The organism is Dyella sp. BiH032 (assembly GCF_031954525.1).
Lineage (GTDB): Bacteria > Pseudomonadota > Gammaproteobacteria > Xanthomonadales > Rhodanobacteraceae > Dyella_D.
This window is the reverse complement of record NZ_CP134867.1, coordinates 4,346,821-4,368,994: the sequence shown is the minus strand read 5'-3', so window position 1 is coordinate 4,368,994 and position 22,174 is coordinate 4,346,821. Positions and strand designations below refer to the sequence as shown.

Sequence of the window (22,174 nt, the reverse complement as noted above, 5' to 3'; positions counted from 1 at the left end):
TGTTCGCGCTCGCCTTGCTGGTGATCGTCGCGCTGGTCGATGCGGTGGTCTGGATGCTGTGGTGCGTCCACTCGGCGTTCCTCATCGGAACGCCTCACCTCGGGGGAAAGCTGCTGGTCGTCGTGACCGCGGTCGTGGCCGGCGGCATCCTGGCCTGCTCGTTCCATCGCATGCGCAGCCTCTCCGCCGGCGGCCGGGCCGTCGCCGCCTCAGTGGACGCTGAGCGTGTGCCGGCCGAACCCGACGATCCGCGGCTGCGCCGCCTCCGCAACGTCGTCGAGGAAATGGCCATTGCCGCGGGCGTGCCGGCACCGGCCATCTATCTCATGCCCGACGAGGCCGGCATCAATGCGTTCGCGGCCGGTCTGGAACCACGGGACGCCGCGATCTGCGTGACCCAGGGCTGCCTGGACCACCTCAACCGCGACGAACTGCAAGGTGTGATCGGGCACGAGTTGAGCCACGTGCTCAACGGCGACATGCGGATGAACATCCGCATCATGGGCCTGCTCTTCGGCATCCAGGCGCTGGGCATCCTGGGGCGGCGCATGCTCGACGCGTATGAGGATACGGACGACCTGGGTCGTCGCCGCGATGTCCGCCCGGGCGTCCACTTCCTGGCCTTGGGGGCCGCGCTGATGGCGATCGGCTACGTGGGCCTCCTCGCCGGTCGGATGATCCAGGCGGCGCTGAGCCGTTCGCGCGAGTCGCTCGCCGACGCCTCGGCGTTGCAATTCACGCGGCAAAGCGATGGCCTTGCCGGGGCGCTGAAGAAAGTGGCGTCGATCCAGGAGGGCTCCTACCTGTGTTCGGGCCGCCGGGGCGAGCTCGCGCACATGCTGTTCGCCGAGGGTGACGAGCCTCGCCGATGGTTCGCCACCCATCCGCCGCTGCTGGAGCGCGTCCGTGCGCTCGAGCCCGGCTTCAGTGCGACCGCACTGAAACGGTTCGCCGCCCGCTATGCCGCCAGCCTTTCCGCGCACGACGAGTCGGGCGACGACAACCTCCGCTCGGCGTCGCCCAGAAGCATGGCGCCGCCGGAAAGCCTCGGCCTCTACACGCGCTTCGGCGCCGCGCCCTCGGCAGGGACCGCCCCGTCTCTCCGCGCCCTCTCCAAGGAGACGCTCCCGCCCGAACTCGTGGACGCGGCCCGCGACCCCGAGGCCGCGCAGGGCTTGGTACTGGCCTATGCGCTCTCGCCGGAATGGGCGCTGCGCGACAGGCAGGGAGCGCTCGTCGCGGCGATCCTGGGCGACGCCGTGGCCGCGCAGGCAAAGACGACGGCCGACACCGTCGGCGGGCTGCCGTTGAAGCTTCGCCAGCTGCTGCTCGCGCTCGCCATGCCCTCGCTGCGGAAGCTGCCGCCGGCGCGCCGCGGAGCGCTCGTGCATGCCGCTGATCAACTGGTGCGGGCGGACGGGCGCATGGAACTCCAGGAGTACGCCCTCATGCGCCTGCTGCGCGCGCAGTTGCGCGAGCCGGCAGTCGGGACGCCAGCGGCACCGATGGAAGCGCTCAAGCTCCATGCCTGCCGCGAGAGTTATGCGCTGGTCTGCGCCGTGCTGGCCTGCCACGGCAGCACCAGCGAAGCGCAGGCGCGGCAGGCGTGGTGGCTGGCCATGCAGGAAGCCCTGCCTGGCGAAACGCTGGTCTGGCCCGCCGTTCCGGCGCTGTGGCAGGACATGTTCGATCGCGCCCTGGACGAACTGGATCGCCTCGACCCGACGGGCAAGGAGCTCGTCGTACAGGGGCTGTTGCGTGCAGCCCGGGCCGACGGCACGGTGACCAGTGACGAAGCCCAGCTGCTGCGGCTGATCAGCGCCAGCCTGCATTGCACGTTGCCGACGGAGCCGGCGGTGGCGTGATCAGCCGTCACCGAGCATCAGCGCGGCGGCGCGCTCGGCGATCATGATGGTCGGCGCATTGGTGTTGCCCGTGACGAGCGCAGGCATCACCGAGGCATCCACCACGCGCAGACCTGCCACGCCCTGCACCCGTAGCTCGCTGTCCACCACGCCTTCGCCTGCGCGCCCCATGCGGCAGGTACCCACGGGGTGGTAAATGGTTTCGGCGCGGCGGCGGACGAAGTCCGCGTATTCGTCGTCGCTTTGCAGCACACGGGCCGGCTGCACCGGCTCGCCGCGGAATGCGTCGAAGGATGGCTGGGCGAGAATCTCCCGGGACAGCCGCGCGGCCTCGATCATCATCCGCAGATCGTGACCGGCGGGGTCCCCAAGATAGTTGGCATGGATGGCGACCGGTGCGGCCGGGTTCGCGGAGCGCAGCCGCAGCCTGCCGCGGCTGTGCGGATGCAGGTAGCAAGCGTGGACCGTGTAGCCGCGGCCGGGCAGGGCGCGGGCGCCGTGATCGTCCAGCTGCGCCGGGATGAAATGGAACTGGATGTCGCAGCGCGCATCGGGCGCGAAGCGGCTGCGTACGAAGCCGCCCGCCTCGGCCGCGTTCGAGGTGCCGATGCCGTCGCGGCGGCGCGCGTAGCGCCAGGCCACGGCGAGGTCGTTGAGATGGTCGAAGGTGGCGCGGCTGCTCGTGCCGACTACTGTGCAGATGTCCAGATGGTCCTGCAGATGCGCGCCGACGTGAGGCTGATCGAGGACGACCGCGATGCCGTGGTCGCGCAAGTGGTCCGCCGGGCCGATGCCCGAGAGCATCAGCAGCTGCGGCGTGTTGACGGCGCCCGCGGCGACGATGATTTCGCCCGCCTCGATGCGTTCGCGACCCACCTGTACGCCCGTCGCCCGGCCGCCTTCGATCAGGATGCGCTGAACCAGGGCGCCCGTGCGCACCCGCAGGTTGGGGCGTGTCATCACGGGCCGGAGATAAGCGGCGGCGGCGGAGCAGCGTGCGCCGTCGCGCTGAGTGACTTGATAGAGCCCGAAGCCGTCCTGGCGCTCGCCGTTGAAATCCGTGTTGCGGGGGTAGCCCGCCTCGACACCGGCAGCGACGAACGCGTCCGAGAGTTCGCTGTGGAAGCGCAGGTCGTCGACGCCCAGCGGTCCGCCGACGCCATGCCATGGGCCGGCGCCTCGATGGTTGTCTTCGCTGCGCAGGAACCACGGCAGTACCGCGTCCCAGCGCCAGCGGTCGTCGCCGGTGGCGGTCGCCCAACTGTCGTAGTCCGCGGGGACGCCCCGGATGTAGCACATCGCGTTGATCGCGCTGGAGCCGCCCAGGGTCTTGCCGCGCGGCCACCAGAGGCGGCGATGCATTAATTGTGGTTCCGGCTCGGTGCGGTAACCCCAGTTGATGCGATGGCTGCCATAAAGCCGCGCGAGGCCGCGATGGTCGCCGACCAGCTTGGCAATGCCCGCCGGCATATGGATCAGCGGATTCCAGTCGCGCGGCCCGGCTTCCAGCAGCAGGACGCGCTTGCCGGGACGGGCGCTGAGCCGGTTGGCCAGTACGCAGCCGGCCGAGCCGCCGCCGACGATGACGTAGTCATAGCCCATGCGCTCCCCCTCGCGCCAAGACGGGTCATGGGCACATGTTAGTCTTCGCGCGACCTCAGCAGGATCGCTCCCCGTGAATCCATCCCGAGATGCCCAGACCGGTCAGGCCCATGCCCCCGCGTTGTCGGCGCTGGCGTTCTTCTTCGTGATGGCGGCTTACTACATCATCCGGCCGGTCCGGGACCAGCTCAGCGGGGCGGTCGGATCGCAGTCGCTGCCGCTGTTCTACGGCGCCGTGTTCCTGGTAATGCTCCTGCTCACCCCCGTGTTCGGCATGCTGGTGGCGCGGTTTCCGCGCAAGCGACTGCTGGGCTGGAGCTATTGCTTCTTTGCGCTTTGCCTGTTCGCTTTCGTGCCGGCGTTCGTCGCGCAGGACCAGATCGGTGCACGCGAGCTGGGCGTGGTGTTCTACGTGTGGGTCAGCGTGTTCAACCTGTTCGTGGTGTCGCTGTTCTGGAGCTTCATGGCGGACATCTTCGACAGCAGCCAGGCGCGGCAGGTGTTCTCGCTGATCGCGCTGGGCGGCATGGCCGGCGCGGTAGTGGGGCCTATCCTCACCAAGTACCTGGTCCAGTGGCTGGGGGTCGCTCCGCTGCTGGTGGTGTCGGCGGTCGCCTTGTTGCTGGCGCTGGCGCTGTTGCTGTTCCTCTCCGGCCAGCAAGGCTGGCGGCAGGAGGACGGCGAACCGGTGGGCGGTTCGCTGTGGGCCGGCGTCAGGGAGCTGTGGTCACGGCCATTCCTGCGCTACATGGCGGTATTGATGCTGCTGGGCGACGGCATCGGCACGCTGGCCTACGCGTTGATGGCCGACTACACGAAGGCCCATATCGCGGACAAGATCGCACGCACAGCGTTCTACAACGACATCGATCTCTATACCAATCTCATCGGCGCGGTCTTGCAGCTCACGGTGACCCGCTGGCTGATGACGCGCCACGGCGCTGGCTGGGGCCTGGTCGTGCCCGCACTGGTAAATCTGGTCCTGCTGCTGGGGCTCGCGCTGGTAGGGTCGGGGCAGGTCGAGCTGTTCGGCTATGCGGTACCGATGCTGGCCGTGACGATGGTGGGATCGCGCGCCTTCGCTTACGGCATGACGAAGCCGGCGCAGGACGCGCTCTACACGCGCGTGCCGCGGGAGACGCGCTACAAGGGCAAGAACTTCGTGGAGACGGCGGTGTGGCGCTTCGGGGACTTCGTGGTTACCGGCGGCGTCAACCTATTGGGAATGCTCGGCGCGACGATGGCCGGCATGGCGTCCATCGGCGTCGCCATTTCCGCGCTCGCCGCCTTGATCGCGCGCCGCGCTGGGCATGCCCCGGATCTCGCGCCGGAGTCGCCAGCGACGGGCACGGCGGCGCAAGGCCCGGCCAAAGCCTGACGATCCGCCGCGTCAGCGTCCGGCGATGTACTGCTCGAGATGATCGATCTGTTCGGCCTGTTCCTCGATCACCGCCTTCACCAGGTCGCCGATCGAGATCACGCCAACCACGCGGCTGTCGTGCACCACCGGCAGGTGGCGGATGCGGCTGTCGGTGCACAGGCGCATGCAGTATTCGACGTCGGTGTCGGGAGCGACGGTGAGCACCGGGCTGCTCATGATCGTGGTCACCGGAGTCTCGGCGGAGGAGCGGCCCGCGAGGATCACTTTGCGCGCGTAGTCGCGCTCGGAAATGATCCCCACGAGATTGTCGCCGCGCATGACCAGCAAGGCGCCGACCCGTCGTTCGGCCATGTGCTTGATCGCATCCAGTACGGTGGCGTCCTCGCCGATGCTGAAAACATCGTGTCCCTTGCTGTCCAGCAGATACCTGACCTGGCGCATGCCGAGCCTCCGAGGGTAGGTGGACGATCGCAGGGCCAGTCTAACGCCGCGGCACCACGGAGGTGTAGCAAGAGCGTGAAGCCGCGCCTCAGGCCTCAGCGACCGCCCGCAGAGCGCCGTTCCTCCACGAAGTACAGCGGCCGCTGCTTGCTCTCGGCATAGTTGCGGCCCAGGTACTCGCCGATCACCCCCAGCGCCAGCAACTGCACGCCGCCCAGGAACAGGATCACCAGCATCAGGGTGGGATAGCCCCGCACCGGATCGCCGTACAGCAGCGCCTTGGTCAGTACCCACAGACCGTAGACGAAGGCCAGGAGCGAGGCGCTCAGGCCGGTCCAGGTAGCCAGGCGCAGGGGCGCGGTGGAGAACGAGGTGATGCCCTCCATGGCCAGCTGGGTCAGGCGCCAGTAGTTCCACTTGGTCCGTCCGGCGTGGCGCGGATCGCGCTCGTAGCGGACGGCGGTCTGGCGGTAGCCGATCCAGGCGAACAGCCCCTTCATGAACCGCTGGCGCTCTCGCAGCTGGCGCAGCGCGTCCAGGGCGCGGCGGGACAGCAGGCGGAAATCGCCGGTGTCGCGCGGTACCGGCGTGTCGGAGAGCTTCTCCATCGTGCGGTAGAACGCAGCTGAGGTGAAACGTTTGAAACCGGTCTCTCCGGCCCGCGCGCTGCGGGTGGCGTACACCACGTCATAGCCGGCTCGCCATTGCTCGACCAGGGCCGGGATCAGCTCCGGCGGGTCCTGCAGATCCGCATCGATCACCACCACGGCGTCGCCATCGGCCTCGTCCAGGCCCGCGGTCATCGCCGCCTCCTTGCCGAAATTGCGCGAGAGCTTGAGCGCCTCCACCCGGGCGTCGCGTGCAGCCAGCGACGCGATGATGTCCCAGGTACTGTCGGCGCTGCCGTCGTCTACGTAGAGCGCGCGCCCTTCGAGCGGGAGTACGTCCAGTACGTCCGACAGGCGCGCGTGGAAGGTTTCCAGCACGGCAGCCTCGTTATAGGCGGGGACGACGACGGTCAGGCGCAGCATGAACGGATCCGTTCGGGAAGTGCGCGCATGCTAGCTGACCTTTCCGGCGAGCGCCGAATGCTCAACGGCCGCGCCGCGCCGGCGGTGTCTCGCCGCGGAGGTAGCCAGGGCCGCCCAGCTGCGCCATCTGCTGCTGGATCCAGCCAGCCCGGCTGAGGACATAGGCGCTGGGCTGATCCGCCTTGAAGCGGCGGGGGTTGGGCAGCACCGCCGCGAGTCGTGCCGCCTGCGCGGGCCCCAGGCGCGAGGGCGTCGTCCTGAAGAACTGATCGCTCGCCGCGCCTACGCCGTAGACGCCGTCGCCGAGCTCGGCGATGTTCATGTACACCTCGAGGATGCGCTGTTTCGGCCAGGTCAGCTCGATCAGCACCGTGAAATACGCCTCCAGTCCCTTGCGGACGAAGCTGCGGCCGTTCCACAGGAACAGGTTCTTCGCGGTCTGCTGGCTGATGGTGCTGGCGCCGCGCAGGCGTTTGCCATCCTCGGCGGCGTCCATGGCGTCCTGGATCGAATCGAAGTCGAAGCCATGGTGGTAGGGAAATTTCTGGTCCTCGCCGGCGACCATCGCCATGGGCACGTAGGGCGATACCTCGGACCAGGGCACCCAGCGATGGCGCAGGTGGAAATCCCGTTCGCCGCGGACGAGCGCGCCGAGGCGGCGCTCCATCATCACGGCCGATGTCCACGGCGGCACAAAGCGCAGGACCAGCACCATGAACCAGCTCAGCGTCAGCCAGGCGACCGCGAGAATGGCCATCGAACGGAGCAGGCGGGCAGTCAGGGGGCGGCGTGGCGTCATGGCGGCGGGTCAGGAAGGACGCGGCAGTATAAGAGGCTGCCCCAGGCGGGAGGCCGGCACGGCATGGCGGGTGGCATACACTCGGGGCGTCCAGCCCGCACGGCGCGAGGTGCCTCAGCCCGCTTGCATGGCCGGTGCCCGACCCCATCTAGCGGGGCTGTCCTGAGAGGTCCGAATCCGTGGAAACCGTTCTTGTCGAAGATGTGCTGCACCGCTTCCTGCTGGAGCGTGCCGGTGTGCGCGGCGTGCTGGTGCGGCTGGGCGCCGCCTGGCGCGAGGTGGCCGGCCGGGCCGACTACCCGCCCGTGCTGCGCTCGCTGCTGGGCGAATCGCTGGCCGCCAGCGCCCTGCTGACGGGGAACATCAAACTGGAAGGCTCGCTTTCCATCGAACTCAAGAGCCAGGGGCCGTTGCGCCTGCTGTTCGCCGAATGCAGCGACCAGGGCAAGCTGCGCGGCCTCGCCCGGTGGGATGGCGAGGTGCCCGCCCCGCTGTCGCTGGCCGATCTGCCCGACGCCATCATGGCGATCACCATCGGCCATGCCGATCGCGGCCAACGCTACCAGGGCCTGGTCGATCTGCAGCACGCGGAGCTGGGCCAGGCGCTGGAGAACTACTTCAGCCAGTCCGAGCAGCTGCCGGCGAAGGTGCTACTGGCTGCGGACGGCGAGCACGCGGTCGGCCTGATGCTGCAGCGCCTTCCGGGCGAAGGTGGGCACGATGCCGCGCACGACGCGGACGCCTGGCCCCGTGTCGTGCATCTGGCCGAGACGCTGGGTGGCGCGGAGATGCTTGCCACTGCGCCGGAGGAGCTGCTGTACCGGCTGTTCCATGAGGAATCGGTGCGTCTGTTCGCGCCGCGTCCCCTGGCCTTCGGCTGCAGCTGCTCGCGCGAACGCGTGGAATCGATGCTGCGCTCGCTGGGGCGCGAAGAAGCGGAAGCGGCGCTCGAAGCGCGCGAGGGCGAGATCGAGGTGACCTGCGAGTTCTGCGCCAGGCGCTATACCTTCGACCGCATCGACGTCGAGCACCTGCTCAATCACGCGAGCGTCAGCGCACCCGACACTGCGCAATAAGCGCGCGGGGGAAAAAGCATCCCCTGGCGGTTCAAGGCAGCGCGAAATGGTATTCGCGCTGCAGCCACACGTCGGCCGCGCGGGGCATGGCGAACAGGAAGCCCTGGCCATAGCGGCAGCCCACGCGCAGCAAGGCATCGCGCTGCGCCTCTTCTTCGATGCCTTCGGCGATGACCTGCATCTGCAGGGAATCGGCCAGCACCTGGATGGCGCGCACCACCGCGAGACTGTGCCCGCCTTCGCGGGGCAGTTCGGTGATGAAGGAGCGGTCCACCTTCAGCGTGCTGATCGGATACTGGTGCAGGTAGCTGAGCGAGGAATAGCCGGTGCCGAAATCGTCCAGCGCGATGCCGACGTCGTGTTGGCGCAGGTTGTCCAGGATGCGCTTCACCTGCGAAGCGTTTTCCAGCAGCGCACGCTCGGTGACCTCGATGCGCAGGCAGCGCGGCGGCAACTTGTGCGCGGCGAGCAGGTCGAGCAGGCGGCGGTCCAGGTCCGGCGAGCGGAAATGGCGGCCCGACACGTTGATGCTGATGAAGCCGTCGCTGCCGGTCAGCGCTTCGGCCTGCGCGCAGACCTGTTCGAAGATCTGCCAGTCGATGCTTTCCGAGCAACCGCTTTCCTCGGCTACCGCCAGGAAATCACTGGGCGTGAGCAGGCCCCGGTCCGGGTGACGCCAGCGCAGCAGCGCTTCGTAGCCCACCGTACGCCCGTCTTCGAGCGACACGATCGGCTGGTAGAACGGCACGAACTCGTTGCGGCCCAGCGCGCGGCGCAGGTCGCCTTCCATTTCCAGCAGGGAGAGCGCCTCGCGGCGCAGTCGGTCGTCGAACACGGCGGCGCGATGCCGACCTTCGTCCTTGGCGCGGTACATCGCGGCATCGGCGTCGCGGAGCAGTTCTTCCGGACGCTGGTAGTGCGGGCCGGGCAGGGCGATGCCGATGGACGCGGAAGTGAAGATCTCCTTGGCGCCGAGCCGGAACGGCGTCTGCAGCTCGGCGATGATGCGCTCGGCGATGACCAGCGCCATCCGGTAGTCGGTAATGCCTTCGGCGAGCACGGCGAACTCGTCGCCGCCGAGTCGCGCGACCACGTCGCGCGTCTTCAGGCAGGCGCGGATGCGGCCGCCCACCTGGAACAGCAAGTCGTCGCCAACCAGGTGGCCCACCGAGTCGTTGATCACCTTGAAGCGGTCCAGGTCGATGAACAGCACGGCGAACATGTCTTGCGGGTTGCCGTGGTAGCGCTGCAGGGCCTGTTCCAGGCGCTGCAGCAGAAGCGTGCGGTTGGGCAGGCCGGTAAGCGAATCGTGCAGGGTCTCGTACTTGAGTCGGCGCTCGACGCGTTCGCGCTCAGCGATCTGTTCGCGCAGGTCGCGGTTGGCCAGGGCCAGGGCGCGCGTGCGCTCGGTGACGCGGCGTTCCAGGCTGGCGTAGGCCTGCTTCAGCGATTCGGTGGTGTGCTTGCGCTGCAGCGCGTTGGCGACGTGGTAGCTGACGAAGGTCAGCAACTCCTGGTCGCGCACGTCGTAGGTGTGTTCCGGCGAATAGCTCTGCACCGCCAGCACGCCCATGGCACGCTCGCCCCAGATCAGCGGCACGCCCAGCCAGCAGACGGACCGCGAGCCGTGCTGCCCGATCTCGCCCTGGCGGGACAACCGGTCGATGTCCTCGGGCGAGGCAAGCAGCGGTTTGCCGTGGCGCAGGACGTACTCGGTGAGGCCACGGCCGTGCGAGCGCGGCAGGCGCACGGTGTCGAACTCGTCGACGGAATAGGGGAACGTGAGCTGGTTGGGTTCCTCGTCCAGCAGCGCGATGTAGAAGTTGCGCGCGTACAGCAGACCACCGATCACCCGGTGCACTGCCGCGTAGAAGTTCTCCAGGCTCTCCGAGGCGTTGGCCAGCTCCGCGATGCGGAACAGCGCCGCCTGCAGGCGTTCGCCGCGCTGGCGCTGCAGCACCTGCTGGCGCAGCACGCGATTGGCCTCGCGCAACGCTGCCGTGCGGCTAGCCACCCGTCGTTCCAGCTCGGCATGCGCCTCGCGCCGTTCCAGCGCGGTCTGCACGTGCTTGGCGACGTAGCTGAGCAGTTCGCGGTCGTGCTCGGAGTAGTGCGTATCCTCGCGATAGCTTTGCACCACGATGCCGCCGACCACGCGTCCGTCGCGCTGCAGGGGAACGCCGAGCCAGTGTTCGCACACCGGGCCGAGCAGGACGAAGCGGCCGTCGAGCTGGCGCGAGAGTTCGTCCATCGAGCCCATGATCGGCTGGCCGCTCTGCAGCAGGTTCCAGGTCAGGCTGTGGCGCATGTCCTGCAGCGGCACGCTCTGGTCGGGCGAGGGCGGGTCCTTGTCCATCGTGTCCACGTAGTACGGAAAGCGCACACTGTCCGTAGCCGGATCGTAGAGAGCGACGTAGAAGTTTTCCGCGTACATCAGGCTGCCGAGGATGCCGTGCAGGGCATGCATCATCTCGGTCATGTTGTGCTCGGTGCTGGCCTGGTCGGCGATGGCGTACAGCGCCCGCTGCAGGCGCTCGGCCATGGCGAGCCTGGAGATCGCCTCGTACAGCCGCGAAGTCTCGGCGAGCTGGCGGAGTCGCGAGGCAGCCATGCGGCCCAGCCAGGCAATCTGCTCGGCGGCCCCGGGCGGCAACGGGGCCTCAGGGGTCAGGCTCAGCATGCGCTGGGTCTGGGGGTCCTCGGCCAGGTCCACCAAGCCATGCGCGGAGGGCGCCGCGGCGACGTCCAGCGGCCGCCAGGCCACGGCGGCCCGCACGCCCAGGGCGCGGACCATCTCCGCGCAGACGTCCAGCACGCCGGCGACGTCGGTCACCCGGAACAGCCCTTCCACGGCTGCATGCGCCGCCGCGGAGCCGGGCTCCGCTCGCGGGGGCATCGGGGCGGGATTGTTGGGTACTGAACTCATCCGGCGTGGACCGGTCCATGCTTAGGTCACATGCGCCTTTATATCGTCTCTGTTCAGCGTTGTCGCTGAGCGGAGCGGGCGGGGTCGGCCGCTCTCTGCCGGGACTCGCCCCGGCGGGATTTTGCGGTCCCCGTCACCCAATTAGCCGGGGAAAAAGGGTGCATGTAAAAGTTAAATTGTGGTAAGCTCCGCTCACCCGATCCCTGGGGAGGGTGTGGGTTCCATTCACAAGAGCCTTGTCGGTCGATTTCCATGCGTCGTCTGTTGCTGTCCGTGCCCGTTCTGCTGATGCCGCTCGCCGCGGCAGGGCAGTCGCTGGCCGGCGATACGCATGATCTGGCCAATCGTCTCCTGACCCAGCAACCCGACCAGGTGGTCCAGGTCGGACCCGGCACGGCCGTGCCGTTGTGGCGGGGAAGCGATGGCCGGTGGCTTGCGCTCAAGGCCGACAGCGGCACCTTCGGCGCCGCACAGCGCAATGATGCCCCGCTGCAGTTCAGCGTGGTGGACGCTTCGCGCGCCGTCTCCACCGACCTGACCTATGGCCTGGGTTCCAATCTGCAGGCCCACGTCGGCGTCAGTGAACACAGCTGGGCCAACAACCGCGCGCCGCGCGTGATCGGCAGCGAGGTGGGGGCGACCTACACCAGCGGCCGCTACAGCGTCGGCCTCAGCCTCGGCGCCAACAGCACGCCGAACAACACGTCCGTGCTGCCGCGCCTGCTGCCTGGCGCTCCGGCGGGCGTGAACGGGCTGAGTGCCTTCGACAGCAGCGCCCAGCTCAATGCCCGCGGGCGCGTGGCGCTGGACAGCAAGAGCGGCATCGATCTCGGCGCCAGCGTGGGACGCGTCCGGCTGCTGCCGGGCAACGTGCTGGGCGTCAACCTGCTGGACCAGAAGGCGCTGAGCTTCGGCGTCGATCGCGGCCCGCTGAGCGGCGGCGTGGTGGGGCGCGTGATGCAGCCTGCACTGCCTGGCGCTGGCTACAACAGCGACCGCCGCTGGAGCAGCATCGACCTGGGCGTGACCCTGCGCCTGCCCTGGCAGGGCGAACTGAGCATCGGCGCGCAGAACGTGTGGTCGTCGGGCAACGCCGTGAATACGCCGGCCGGTCCCGAACCGGACCAGTCGCGTACGCCGTATGTGCAGTACCACCAGGATCTCTGAAGCGCTTCGGTTCCGATCCACGAAGTCTCCGCATAAAAAAAGACGCCGTCGCCAGCCAGCGACGGCGTCTTCGTTTGCGCGGCCCGCGCGAGCGCGCTTCAGTCCTGCCGGCGGATACGCAGGTCGCCGCTGAATGTCTCGATCTTGATCCGCGAGCCGCCGCCGCCGGCGGTGGCGTCCAGCTCGGTGCCGGGGCCGTGTTCCACCTTGCGCGGCGTGCCGAAGTCGCTGCGCAGGTCGCCGCTGAACGTATTGGCGTGGATCTGGGCGGCGAGATTGGACGGCGTCTGCACCTGCACGTCGCCGCTCATGCTGTCCACGCTCATGTCGCCGCCGGGCGCCATGCCGCCGCCGATCTGCACGTCGCCGGAGACGGTGCTCAGGTTGAGTCGCTTCCATGGCCCGCCGTTCACGTGAATGCGGCCGGAGACGGTCTGCAGTTCCGCTTCGTGTCCTACCGACGGGGCAAGGATGTCGCCGCTGACGGTCTGCAGATTCACCTTCTCTGCATGGCCGGCCAACTCCAGGCTGCCGCTGACGCTCTCGGCATCCACCGAAGGCGAGCGCGCGTTGATGCGCACCTTGCCGCTCACCGAATTGACCTTGATCTGGCCGCCGTCGATACCGTCGATGCCCATGGGCGCGCTGACCACTTCGACGTCCAGCGAAGCCCCCTTGGGCACGCGCACGTCGAGCGAGGTATTGCCCATGGAAGTGTCGCTGTTCCAGTTGAACCAGCCCGACCGGCTCTGCGGCTCCACCTTGATTTCGAGATGGCTGTTATTGCCCTCGATGGCCAGGGGCTTCGCGCCCTCGCCGAGGCGTCCGCTCACCTGCACCTGGTTGCGATCCCAGGCCGTCACGGTGACCGCGCCTTTGATGTTGCTGATCTCCAACCGCACGTTCGGGTTGGCGTCATGGCTGAGATTGATGGGCGTATCGGCGAGTGCCTGGCCGATCGACAGCGCCAGCAGAACGGGAAGATAGCGGAAGGTTTTCATGAGCTTGCTCCGGTTGACTCAGCCTGCCTGCCGTTCCAGCTGGCGCAACTGCGATTGTCGTTTCTCGGTACGGTCCAGCAAACGCTGCAGCGAGGGCGAATGAGGCGCCTGCTGGATGGCCTGCTGCAGTTCGATGCGTGCCGCATCCAGTTCCACCGCCGCGCCGGCGAGGCGCGGGTCGGTGGGCTTCCAGGTATCGGCCGTACGGGCTTCGATCGCCATGGGAGCCTCGGCCACGCGTAGCTGGTGATTGAGCGCCACGGCGAGCAGCGAGAGACCGGCGAAGCTCGCGGCGAGCAGCCAGGCCTGGCGGCGCGGCGCGCGCGGCTGCGTGCTTCGCGCCACGGGGCTGTCGGCATCCAGCCTGGTTTCGATGTCGGCCCAGAGATCGCGCCGCGGATTGACCGGCTGGCGCAGGGCACGCATCTGGCGATGCCATTCGAGTTCGTTCATGACGCTTCTCCAAGAACCTTTCGCAGCAACCCGCGTGCGCGGTGCAGCTGCGCTTTCGACGAGCCGACGGCCATGCCCAGCTCGGCACCGATTTCTTCGTGCCGCCAGCCTTCGACGTCGTGCAGTACCAGCACGGCGCGCGCCCGGGGCGGCAGTTTGCCGATGGCGCGTTCCAATTCGTCGCGTTCGGCGGCACAGAACGGCGTTTCGCCGTGATCGGGCAGGTCGTCGTCGTCCATCGTGCTCACGGGGTCCGAGCCGCGCGAGCGGATATCCATCAGCGCTACGTTCACCGCCAGGCGGTACAGCCAGGTGCCGAACGCGCTTTCGTGCCGGAAGCCGGCAAGTTTCTGCCAGGCGCGTATGAAGGCGTCCTGGGTCAGGTCTTCGGCGCGGGCGTGGTCGTAGCCGGCCAGGCGGTACACGGCCCCGTACACGCGATCGGCGTGCCGCCGGTACAAGCGCTGGAACGCCGCGCGGTCGCCGTCCGCTGCCGCGCGCACGTCGGCGGCGTCATCGTCGGGCGCTGCGACGGCGGCAGGTGGCATGGGACTTCCGGTGGCGGGGCAGGCGCTGATCATCTTGCCAGCTTGGATGCGGCCCGGTGCGGCAGGGTTTAGAGAAAGGGCGGCCGGGCGCGTGCGCCGCGGCCGCATGGCCGCTCAGGAAGCGACGGCCTGGGCGCGGGGCTCACCGGCGAGCGCGTCCGCCACGCGCTGCAGTTCGTCGTGCAGGCGCTGCGGCATGCGCTGTCCGAACTCGCGCAGGTACTCGCCGATCGCGGCGGCTTCGGCCTGCCAACCGGCATGGTCGACGTCCAGCAACTCGTCCAGTGCCGCGTCGTCGACGTTCAAGCCCGCGGTGCGGAGTTCGTGCCGCGCCGGCAGCGTGCCGATGGGGGAATCGATGCCCTCGGCCTTGCCTTCCACGCGCGCGATCATCCATTCGAGCACGCGCAGGTTGTCGCCGAAGCCGGGCCAGAGGAACTTGCCGTCCTTGCCTTTGCGGAACCAGTTCACGTGGAAGATCTTCGGCAGCTGCGCGCCCGGCTTGTCGAACGACAGCCAATGGCCGAAGTAATCGCCGTAGTGATAGCCGCAGAACGGCTTCATCGCCATCGAGTCGCGCCGCAGCACGCCCACGGCGCCGGTCGCGGCGGCGGTGGTCTCCGAGCCCATCGCGCCGCCCACCAGCACGCCGTGCGCCCAGTCACGGGCCTCGAACACCAGCGGCACCAGCGACGGCCGGCGGCCACCGAACACGATCGCGCTGATCGGCACGCCCTGGGCGTCCTCGGCCTTGGGCGACCAGGTCGGGCACTGCTTCGCGCTCACCGTGAAGCGGGCATTCGGGTGCGCGGCCGGGCCATTGGCAGGGTCGTACGGCCGGCCCTGCCAGTCCAGCGCGGGCTCGCCCGGCAGGCCTTCCCACCAGGGCTGGTTGTCGGCGGTGACGGCGACGTTGGTGAAGATGGTGTCGCGCGCGATGCTGGCCAGCGCGTTCGGGTTGCTGTTCGCGCTGGTGCCCGGCGCGACGCCGAAGAAGCCGGCTTCCGGATTGATCGCATACAGTCGGCCGTCCGCGCCGGGGCGCATCCAACAGATGTCGTCACCCACCGTCCATACCTTCCAGCCATCCTGGCGATAGCCTTCGGGCGGGATGAGCATGGCGAGATTGGTCTTGCCACAGGCCGAGGGAAACGCCGCAGCGATGTAGTGCGTCTGGCCCTGCGGATTCTCGATGCCCACGATCAGCATGTGCTCGGCCAGCCAGCCCTCGTCGCGCGCCTGCCAGCTGGCGATGCGCAGCGCATGGCATTTCTTGCCGAGCAGCGCATTGCCGCCGTAGCCGGAGCCGTACGACTTGATGGTCAGCTCTTCGGGGAAATGCATGATGAAACGGCGTTCCGGATCCAGCTCGCCAACGGAATGAAGGCCACGCACGAAGCTGCCCTCGCTCTCGATGCGCGCCAGTGCCGCGGCGCCCATGCGCGTCATGGTGCGCATATTGGCCACCACGTAGGGGCTGTCGGTGATCTCCACGCCGCAGCGCGCCAGCGGCGAATCGATCGGGCCCATGCAGTACGGGATGACGTACATGGTCCGGCCTTCCATGCAGCCGGCGAACAGCTCGTCCATCTTCTCGTGCGCTTCGGCCGGCGCCATCCAGTGGTTGTTCGGGCCGGCGTCCTCGCGGTCCTTCGTGCAGACGAAGGTGAGGTGTTCCACGCGGGCCACGTCGGAAGGGTGGGAGCGGTGCAGATAGCAGCCCGGGTGGGTCTGCTGGTTCAGTTCCACCAGGTCGCCGCTGCGCACCATCTGCTGCACCAGTTCCTGGTATTCGGCATCAGAGCCGTCGCACCAATGGATGCGGGCGGGGCGGGTCAGCGCCGCCACCTCGTCGACCCAGCGCTGCAGCGCCTCCAGCTTGCTCGCCATGCGTTCCTCACTCTGGTCTTAGGACAAAAAAGAGTAGAAACGGTAGTTTGCGTGAACTGGCCTTTGCAAGGCGGGGTGCAGCAAAGCCACCCCGCAAGGCCCCCAAGCCGCTGATGCGGCTTGGCTTTCAGGCCGGCGTAAGTGTCCGGATCATGTGCTCGACGTAGGCATCGAACTCTTCATGGCTGATGCGCGGTAGACCCAGCGTGAAGTTCAGCTGCAGGAAGCCGACGTAGGCCGCGTAGGTGAGCCGCGCGCGATTGAGGGCCTCGGTCGGTTCCAGCCCCGCTTCGCGGTAGATCGTGGTGAGGAAGTCCATGCGCCGCTGCGAGACGCGGGCCATCACCGGCACCACCTGCGGGTGGTCCAACGCCTTGAGCAGGGCCGCATAGACGCGGTGCGGGGCGATTTCGTGGGCCACGCGCCGGAACAGTTCCGGCAGGCGAGCGCGCGGATCGGGCATGGCCTCGATCTGGCTGATCACCTCGCGCTCGCCGTACTGCTCCCAGCGCTCCAGCGCGGCCTGCAGCAAGGCTTCGCGGGTGCGGAAGTGCCAGTAGAAGCTGCCCTTGGTCACGCCGAGCTGGCGGGCGAGGGCCTCGACGGCGAGGGCGCCGACGCCCTGGTCGGCGATCAGCTTGAGGGCGGCGTCTTCCCAGTCCTCGGCGGAGAGGCGGGTCCGTTCGGTTTTTGCGCTGACATTCATCCGCGCATGGTAGCCCCAGCGCGGTGCTTTGTAATCCGAGCGGTACGGCCGCCGGGCGCGACACGGCGATGCCAACCGGTTGTTGACGGCGGCTCGGACGGCAATCCATACTCGTCCGTATGGTTATCGTCCCGCCCTCGGCGCCCCTTCAAACCTCCTTTGCCGCCGCCGATGGCGTGCGGTTGGCCGTCGACGTACGCGGAGAGAACGGCGCTCCCACCCTGCTGTTCGCCCATGGCTTCGGCCAGACGCGCCATGCCTGGACGGCGACTGCGAGCGCGCTGGCCGACGAAGGCTATCGCTGCGTCACGTTCGACAGCCGCGGCCACGGCGAGAGCGGGCGCGTGGCCGGCGGTGACTACCACATGGAGCAGTTCGCTTCCGATCTGGTCGGGCTGGCGCGGTCGCAGCCCACGCCACCCGTCCTCGTAGGCGCGTCCATGGGCGGTCTGCTCGGCCTGGTCGTGGCTGGGGAGCTGGACCCCGCGCTGTTCCGCGCGCTGGTGCTGGTCGACATCACGCCGCGCTGGGAGACCGCCGGGGTCGAGCGCATCCTGGCCTTCATGCAGGCCCATCCGGACGGTTTCGCCGATTACGCCGAGGCCGCCGAGCAGATCGCCGCCTACCTGCCGCACCGCGCGGGCCGCAAGAGCGAGGACCAGCTTCGCCCCTTGCTGCGCGAAGGCACCGACGGCCGCCTGCGCTGGCATTGGGATCCGGTCCTGCTGGGCGGCGATCTGGTGCGCGAGAGCGAGCGCTACCAGCCGCGCCTGATGAGCGCCGCCGCCCAGGTGCGCGTGCCGGTGCTGCTGCTCTCGGGCGGGCGCAGCGACGTGGTCTCGCGCGACACCGTCGACGAATTTCTCCGGCTCGTGCCCCAGGCCGAGCATGTGGAACTGCCGCGCGCCACGCACATGGTCGCCGGCGACGCCAACGACGCTTTCACCCGGCAGATCGCACGATTCGTGCGGGCGCTGGGCAGCGGAACCTGACATAGACCGCACGGACGCGGACCGATCGAGTAGTGCTTATGCCTGTCTTCTGCAACAACGCCATTTGCGACGAGGTGCTTCCATGTCCGTGATCCTCACCCTGCTGGCGGCACTCATTGCCACCGGCGCCTGTGCCTACCACCGCAGCAGCCTCCGGACCTGGTCGATCGTGACCGTCGCGGCGACGCTGGTGGTCGGGCTGATCGTCGGCGCGCCGGTCACCACGGCCGTGCTGGTCATCCTCGAGCTGCTCGTCGCACTGCCGCTGCTGATGGTGGATTTCCGCCGCAAGAAGATCAGCGCGCCGCTGCTCAAGCTATTCGCCAAGGTCACGCCCAAGCTGTCAGAGACCGAACAGACCGCGCTGGAAGCCGGCACCGTCGGTTTCGAAGGCCAGCTGTTCTCCGGCAAGCCGGACTGGCACGAGCTGATCAGGCAGCCGAAGCCGGAGCTGAGCACCGAAGAGCAGGCCTTCATGGACGGCCCGGTAGAGCAGCTTTGCGGCATGCTCGACGACTGGCAGATCACCCACGAGCTGGCCGACCTGCCGCCGGAGGTCTGGACCTTCGTCAAGAAGAACAAGTTCTTCGGCATGATCATCCCGAAGCAGTACGGCGGCCTGGGCTTTTCCGCGCTGGCGCACTCGGCGGTGCTGCAGAAGCTGGCCACCATGTCGGCCACCGTCGCTTCCACCGTCGCCGTGCCCAATTCGCTCGGCCCGGCGGAACTGCTGCTGCACTACGGCAGCGACGAGCAGAAGAACTATTACCTGCCGCGCCTCGCGGTGGGCGAAGAAATCCCGTGCTTCGCCCTCACCGGCCCGTATGCCGGCTCCGATGCCACCTCGATCACCGACTACGGCATCGTCTGCAAGCAGACGGTGGACGGTGTCGAGACCGTGGGCATCCGCCTCACCTTCGACAAGCGCTACATCACGCTGGCGCCGATCGCCACGGTCGTCGGCCTGGCCTTCCGCATGTATGACCCGGAAAAACTGCTGGGCGACAAGGAAGACCTCGGCATCACCCTGGCCCTGATTCCGCGCTCGACGCCCGGCCTGCAGATCGGCCGCCGTCATTTCCCGCTGAACGTTCCGTTCCAGAACGGCCCCGTGCACGGCAAGGACATGTTCGTGCCGCTGTCGGTGCTGATCGGCGGCCCGCACATGGCCGGCCACGGCTGGCGCATGCTGGTGGAATGCCTGTCGGTCGGCCGCGCCATCTCGCTGCCGTCCAACGCCACCGGCGGCGTGCGCGCCGCGGTCGCGGCGACCGGCGCCTATGCGCGCATGCGCAAGCAGTTCGGTCTTTCGATCGCCCGGTTCGAAGGTGTGGAAGAGGCGCTGGCCCGCATCGGCGGACTGACCTACGCCACGGCCGCGCTGTCGCGCGCCACGGCGGCCGCGGTGGACCGCGGCGAAAAGCCGGCGGTGCCGTCGGCCATCGCCAAGTATCACGCCACGGAATGGGGCCGCGTGATTGCCGGCGACGCCATGGACGTGCACGGCGGCAAGGCGGTGCAGCTGGGCCCGAAGAACTATGCCGGCCGCGCCTGGCAGGGCGTGCCGATCGCCATCACGGTGGAAGGCGCGAACATCATGACGCGCAGCCTGATGATCTTCGGCCAGGGCGCCATCCGCTGCCATCCCTACGTGCTGAAGGAAATGCAGGCGTTGTCCATCGCCGACTACGGCGACCGCCTGCGGACCTTCGACCGCCTGCTGTTCAGCCACATCGGCTTCGGCATTTCCAACGCGGTACGCGCCTTCACCCTCGGACTTACCGGTTCGCGCATCGGCGAGGCCGCGGGCGATGCGTACACCCGCCGCTACTACCGCAAGCTCGACCGCTATTCGGCTGCGCTGGCGCTGTGCGCCGACACATTCATGGGCGTGCTCGGCGGCAAGCTGAAGTTCAAGGAAAAGCTGTCGGCCCGCCTGGGCGACGTGCTGAGCTACCTGTACATCGCCAGCGCTATGCTCAAGCGCTACGAGGACACGGGCCGTCCGGAAGCGGATCGTCCGCTGCTGGCCTGGGCGTTCCACGAGTGCATGTGGCGCACGCAGATGGCGCTGGACGGCGCGATCCGCAATTTCCCGGTGAAGCCCGTGTCCTGGCTGCTGCGCGCGCTCGTGTTCCCGTTCGGCCGCCGCGAAGTCCCGCCGTCCGACCGCTTGGGCCGCCGCGTCGCCGCGATCATCACCGCGCCGGGCGAGGCACGCGACCGCCTGCTCGAATGGGTGTACCTCACCCCGACGGCGAACAACACGGTCGGCCGCATGAACGCGCTGCTGCCGGACGTGATCGCCGCCGAGCCGGTGGAGCGCAAGTTCCTCAAGGCGCAGAAGGCCGGCCAGTTCAAGTCGCACGACTACGTCGGCCAGCTGGCCGAGGCGGAGAAGGCCGGCGTGATCGACAGCGCCGAAGCCGCGCTGCTCAAGCGCGTGCGCGAAGGCGTGTTCGAGTTCATCTCCGTGGACGACTTCGACCCCGCGGAGCTGGGCGCGGCCAAGACCCGGGAAGACGCCAAGAAACTGGCCGACGCCGCCTGACGGCGGACTGCGCGGCGAACCCCGCTGTGCCTCCGCGGAGCGCACAGCCTGGGTTTCGCCGTGTTCTCCTCCGCTACGACCCCTTGCTCGTCCACGGCCTTACGGCGGCGTTCGTGCTCGGTGCGGCGCTATGGGCCGAGCCGCTCTCCCTGCGTTGATGCCCCCGACGAGCCGGCCCGTCCTCAGGGCGCGACCACGCACCGGTTCTTGCCTTCCTCTTTTGCCTTGTACAGAGCGCGGTCGGCAGCCTGGATCAGGTCCTCGTCGTTGCGCGCATCGCCGTCCCACACCGCGATGCCCTGGCTGGCGCTCACCTGGGCAACGAACGGCCCGTGCCGGCCCTCCAGCGGATAAGGTGCCGCCAGCGCGGCGCCGATGCTGCGGCAACGCTCGATCAGTGCGGGTTGATCCGTCACTTCCTCCAGGATCAATGCGAACTCGTCGCCGCCCAGCCGCGCCACCGTATCGCTGGCGCGCAGCAGCTCGTTGAGGCGCGTGGCGATGGCGCGCAGCAGGGCGTCGCCGGCGGGATGCCCGTGATTGTCGTTGACGCCCTTGAAGCCATCGATGTCCAGCATGACCAGCGCGAACGGCTGGCCATGCCGGGGCATTCGCTGCATGGCGGTGGTCAGGCGATCGCGGAACAGCATGCGGTTGGGCAGCCCGGTCAGCAGGTCGTGCGTGGCCTGATGGCGGATCTGTGCCTCGATGCGCTTGCGCTCGGCGATTTCCAGGTCGAGCTGGCGATTGCGTTCCGACAGTTCGTGCAGGGTGGAGCGCAACTGGGCACGTGCCGCGTAGAGCTCCAGGAACACGCGTACCTTCGATTGCAGGATCACGTCGTTCACTGGTTTGGCGATGTAGTCCACCGCGCCGAAGCGGTAACCCTTGAGCCGGTTGATGTCGTCCGCATACGCCGCGGTGACGAAGATGATCGGCGTCTCAAGCAGCTGGCCGGATTCGCCCAGCAGCGACGCGACCTCGAAGCCGTCCATGTCCGGCATGTTCACATCGAGCAGGATCAGCGCGAAATCGTGGTCCAGGCACATCGCGAGCGCCTCGTTGCCGCTGCCGGCTTCGTGCAGCTCGGCGCCGCAGTCGGCGAGCAGCCGGCGCATGGCCACGAGGTTGGCGTGGGTATCGTCGACGACGAGGATCTTGGGGCGTTCGGCAGTCATGACAGACAGATTCGGTTGAGCAGCGGCGCGATGGCCGCCAGGGGCAGGCAATGGTCCGCACCGGCGCGCTCGAGCGCGGCCTGCGGCATGGCAGGGGATTCCGCGTCGTCCGGCTGCTGCACGATGGCCAATCCGCCGCGCGCGCGCAGCGCGGCCAATCCGGCCGCGCCGTCGCTGTTGGCACCGGTCAGTATCATGCCGGCCAATCCCGGGCCGTAGGCTTCGGCGGCAGACGCGAACAGCACGTCGATGGAGGGGCGCGCGAAGCTCACGCGCGGGTCCACGCTGAGCGCGAAACGGCCGTCGGCTTCCACCAGCAGGTGATAGCCGCTGGGTGCCACGTACACGTGGCCGCCGCGCGGGGCCTCGCGTTCGCGCGCTTCCTCGACTGGCATCGCGGCATGGCGCGCCAGCAGTTCGCACAGCATGTCCACGGTGGACGAACCGGTATGGCAACACACCAGGAACGGTTGCGGCAGGCCGGGCAGGATGCCGCCGAAGAGTTTCTCCAGCGCGGCCAGCCCGCCGGCGGAACAACCGATGACGACGGCCTTCGGTGCGCCCATC

General features: G+C 68.4%; 18 protein-coding genes. 6 read left to right on the top strand and 12 right to left on the bottom strand.

The features are described 5' to 3' along the window. Nucleotides 1-20 precede the first annotated feature (20 nt). Nucleotides 21-1,865: a M48 family metallopeptidase gene (locus tag RKE25_RS19185; RefSeq protein ID WP_311842439.1), complete on the top strand. Its 1,845-nt coding sequence runs from the start codon at nucleotides 21-23 to the stop codon at nucleotides 1,863-1,865. Here RKE25_RS19185 and RKE25_RS19180 read toward each other — a convergent pair whose 3' ends face one another. After that, on the bottom strand, nucleotides 1,866-3,467 hold the full coding sequence (locus RKE25_RS19180; RefSeq protein WP_311839684.1) for a GMC family oxidoreductase N-terminal domain-containing protein: 1,602 nt from the start codon (nucleotides 3,465-3,467) through the stop codon (nucleotides 1,866-1,868). Between the two features lie 148 nt (nucleotides 3,468-3,615). Here RKE25_RS19180 and RKE25_RS19175 point away from each other — a divergent pair, with 148 nt between their 5' ends. Further along, on the top strand, nucleotides 3,616-4,845 hold the full coding sequence (locus RKE25_RS19175) for an MFS transporter (RefSeq protein WP_311842438.1): 1,230 nt from the start codon (nucleotides 3,616-3,618) through the stop codon (nucleotides 4,843-4,845). Nucleotides 4,846-4,857: 12 nt separating this feature from the next. Here the strand turns inward: RKE25_RS19175 and RKE25_RS19170 are convergent, their stop codons facing one another. The 3 genes from RKE25_RS19170 to mtgA form a co-directional block, all read right to left on the bottom strand. Beyond that, nucleotides 4,858-5,289: a CBS domain-containing protein gene (locus RKE25_RS19170; RefSeq protein ID WP_311839683.1), complete on the bottom strand. Its 432-nt coding sequence runs from the start codon at nucleotides 5,287-5,289 to the stop codon at nucleotides 4,858-4,860. Nucleotides 5,290-5,384: 95 nt separating this feature from the next. After that, nucleotides 5,385-6,320 carry a glycosyltransferase family 2 protein gene (locus RKE25_RS19165; RefSeq protein ID WP_311839682.1) on the bottom strand — a complete coding sequence of 312 codons (936 nt, stop codon included), beginning with the start codon at nucleotides 6,318-6,320 and terminating at the stop codon, nucleotides 5,385-5,387. Between the two features lie 61 nt (nucleotides 6,321-6,381). Beyond that, nucleotides 6,382-7,119 carry a monofunctional biosynthetic peptidoglycan transglycosylase gene (mtgA, locus tag RKE25_RS19160; protein ID WP_311839681.1) on the bottom strand — a complete coding sequence of 246 codons (738 nt, stop codon included), beginning with the start codon at nucleotides 7,117-7,119 and terminating at the stop codon, nucleotides 6,382-6,384. 179 nt (nucleotides 7,120-7,298) lie between these two features. Here mtgA and RKE25_RS19155 point away from each other — a divergent pair, with 179 nt between their 5' ends. After that, entirely contained in the window at nucleotides 7,299-8,195 is an 897-nt protein-coding gene (locus RKE25_RS19155) for an Hsp33 family molecular chaperone HslO (RefSeq protein WP_311839680.1), read from the top strand. 31 nt (nucleotides 8,196-8,226) lie between these two features. Here the strand turns inward: RKE25_RS19155 and RKE25_RS19150 are convergent, their stop codons facing one another. After that, nucleotides 8,227-11,091, bottom strand: coding sequence for an EAL domain-containing protein (locus tag RKE25_RS19150; protein ID WP_311839679.1), 2,865 nt, complete (start codon nucleotides 11,089-11,091; stop codon nucleotides 8,227-8,229). Between the two features lie 282 nt (nucleotides 11,092-11,373). On the opposite strand from RKE25_RS19150, the gene RKE25_RS19145 reads away from it, so the two are divergent. Further along, on the top strand, nucleotides 11,374-12,288 hold the full coding sequence (locus tag RKE25_RS19145) for a hypothetical protein (RefSeq protein ID WP_311839678.1): 915 nt from the start codon (nucleotides 11,374-11,376) through the stop codon (nucleotides 12,286-12,288). A 98-nt stretch (nucleotides 12,289-12,386) separates the two neighbouring features. Here RKE25_RS19145 and RKE25_RS19140 read toward each other — a convergent pair whose 3' ends face one another. From RKE25_RS19140 to RKE25_RS19120, 5 genes are all read right to left on the bottom strand, one after another. Beyond that, nucleotides 12,387-13,289: a DUF4097 family beta strand repeat-containing protein gene (locus RKE25_RS19140; RefSeq protein WP_311839677.1), complete on the bottom strand. Its 903-nt coding sequence runs from the start codon at nucleotides 13,287-13,289 to the stop codon at nucleotides 12,387-12,389. An 18-nt stretch (nucleotides 13,290-13,307) separates the two neighbouring features. Continuing rightward, nucleotides 13,308-13,742 (bottom strand): hypothetical protein, encoded by a 435-nt coding sequence (locus tag RKE25_RS19135; RefSeq protein WP_311839676.1) that lies wholly within the window; start codon nucleotides 13,740-13,742, stop codon nucleotides 13,308-13,310. Beyond that, the gene (locus tag RKE25_RS19130; protein ID WP_311839675.1) at nucleotides 13,739-14,290 is read right to left on the bottom strand and encodes a sigma-70 family RNA polymerase sigma factor; all 552 of its coding nucleotides are present in this window, start codon (nucleotides 14,288-14,290) and stop codon (nucleotides 13,739-13,741) included. The genes RKE25_RS19135 and RKE25_RS19130 overlap by 4 nt, the downstream gene beginning before the upstream one ends. A 114-nt stretch (nucleotides 14,291-14,404) precedes the next feature. After that, on the bottom strand, nucleotides 14,405-16,180 hold the full coding sequence (locus RKE25_RS19125; protein ID WP_311839674.1) for a phosphoenolpyruvate carboxykinase (GTP): 1,776 nt from the start codon (nucleotides 16,178-16,180) through the stop codon (nucleotides 14,405-14,407). A gap of 127 nt (nucleotides 16,181-16,307) precedes the next feature. Then, nucleotides 16,308-16,886: a helix-turn-helix domain-containing protein gene (locus RKE25_RS19120; protein WP_311839673.1), complete on the bottom strand. Its 579-nt coding sequence runs from the start codon at nucleotides 16,884-16,886 to the stop codon at nucleotides 16,308-16,310. Between the two features lie 119 nt (nucleotides 16,887-17,005). On the opposite strand from RKE25_RS19120, the gene RKE25_RS19115 reads away from it, so the two are divergent. Together RKE25_RS19115 and RKE25_RS19110 are read left to right on the top strand one after the other, a co-directional pair. Then, complete coding sequence (locus RKE25_RS19115) at nucleotides 17,006-17,878, top strand: alpha/beta hydrolase (RefSeq protein ID WP_311839672.1); 873 nt, start codon at nucleotides 17,006-17,008, stop codon at nucleotides 17,876-17,878. An 82-nt stretch (nucleotides 17,879-17,960) separates the two neighbouring features. Then, a complete protein-coding gene (locus tag RKE25_RS19110) occupies nucleotides 17,961-20,429 on the top strand; it encodes an acyl-CoA dehydrogenase (RefSeq protein ID WP_311839671.1) in 2,469 nt (822 codons plus the stop codon). 182 nt (nucleotides 20,430-20,611) lie between these two features. Here the strand turns inward: RKE25_RS19110 and RKE25_RS19105 are convergent, their stop codons facing one another. Together RKE25_RS19105 and RKE25_RS19100 are read right to left on the bottom strand one after the other, a co-directional pair. Continuing rightward, nucleotides 20,612-21,607 (bottom strand): diguanylate cyclase, encoded by a 996-nt coding sequence (locus tag RKE25_RS19105; protein WP_311839670.1) that lies wholly within the window; start codon nucleotides 21,605-21,607, stop codon nucleotides 20,612-20,614. After that, nucleotides 21,604-22,173, bottom strand: a complete 570-nt coding sequence (locus RKE25_RS19100; RefSeq protein ID WP_311839669.1) for a chemotaxis protein CheB — start codon at nucleotides 22,171-22,173, stop codon at nucleotides 21,604-21,606. Before RKE25_RS19100 ends, RKE25_RS19105 begins: the two co-directional genes overlap by 4 nt. Nucleotide 22,174 lies beyond the last annotated feature (1 nt).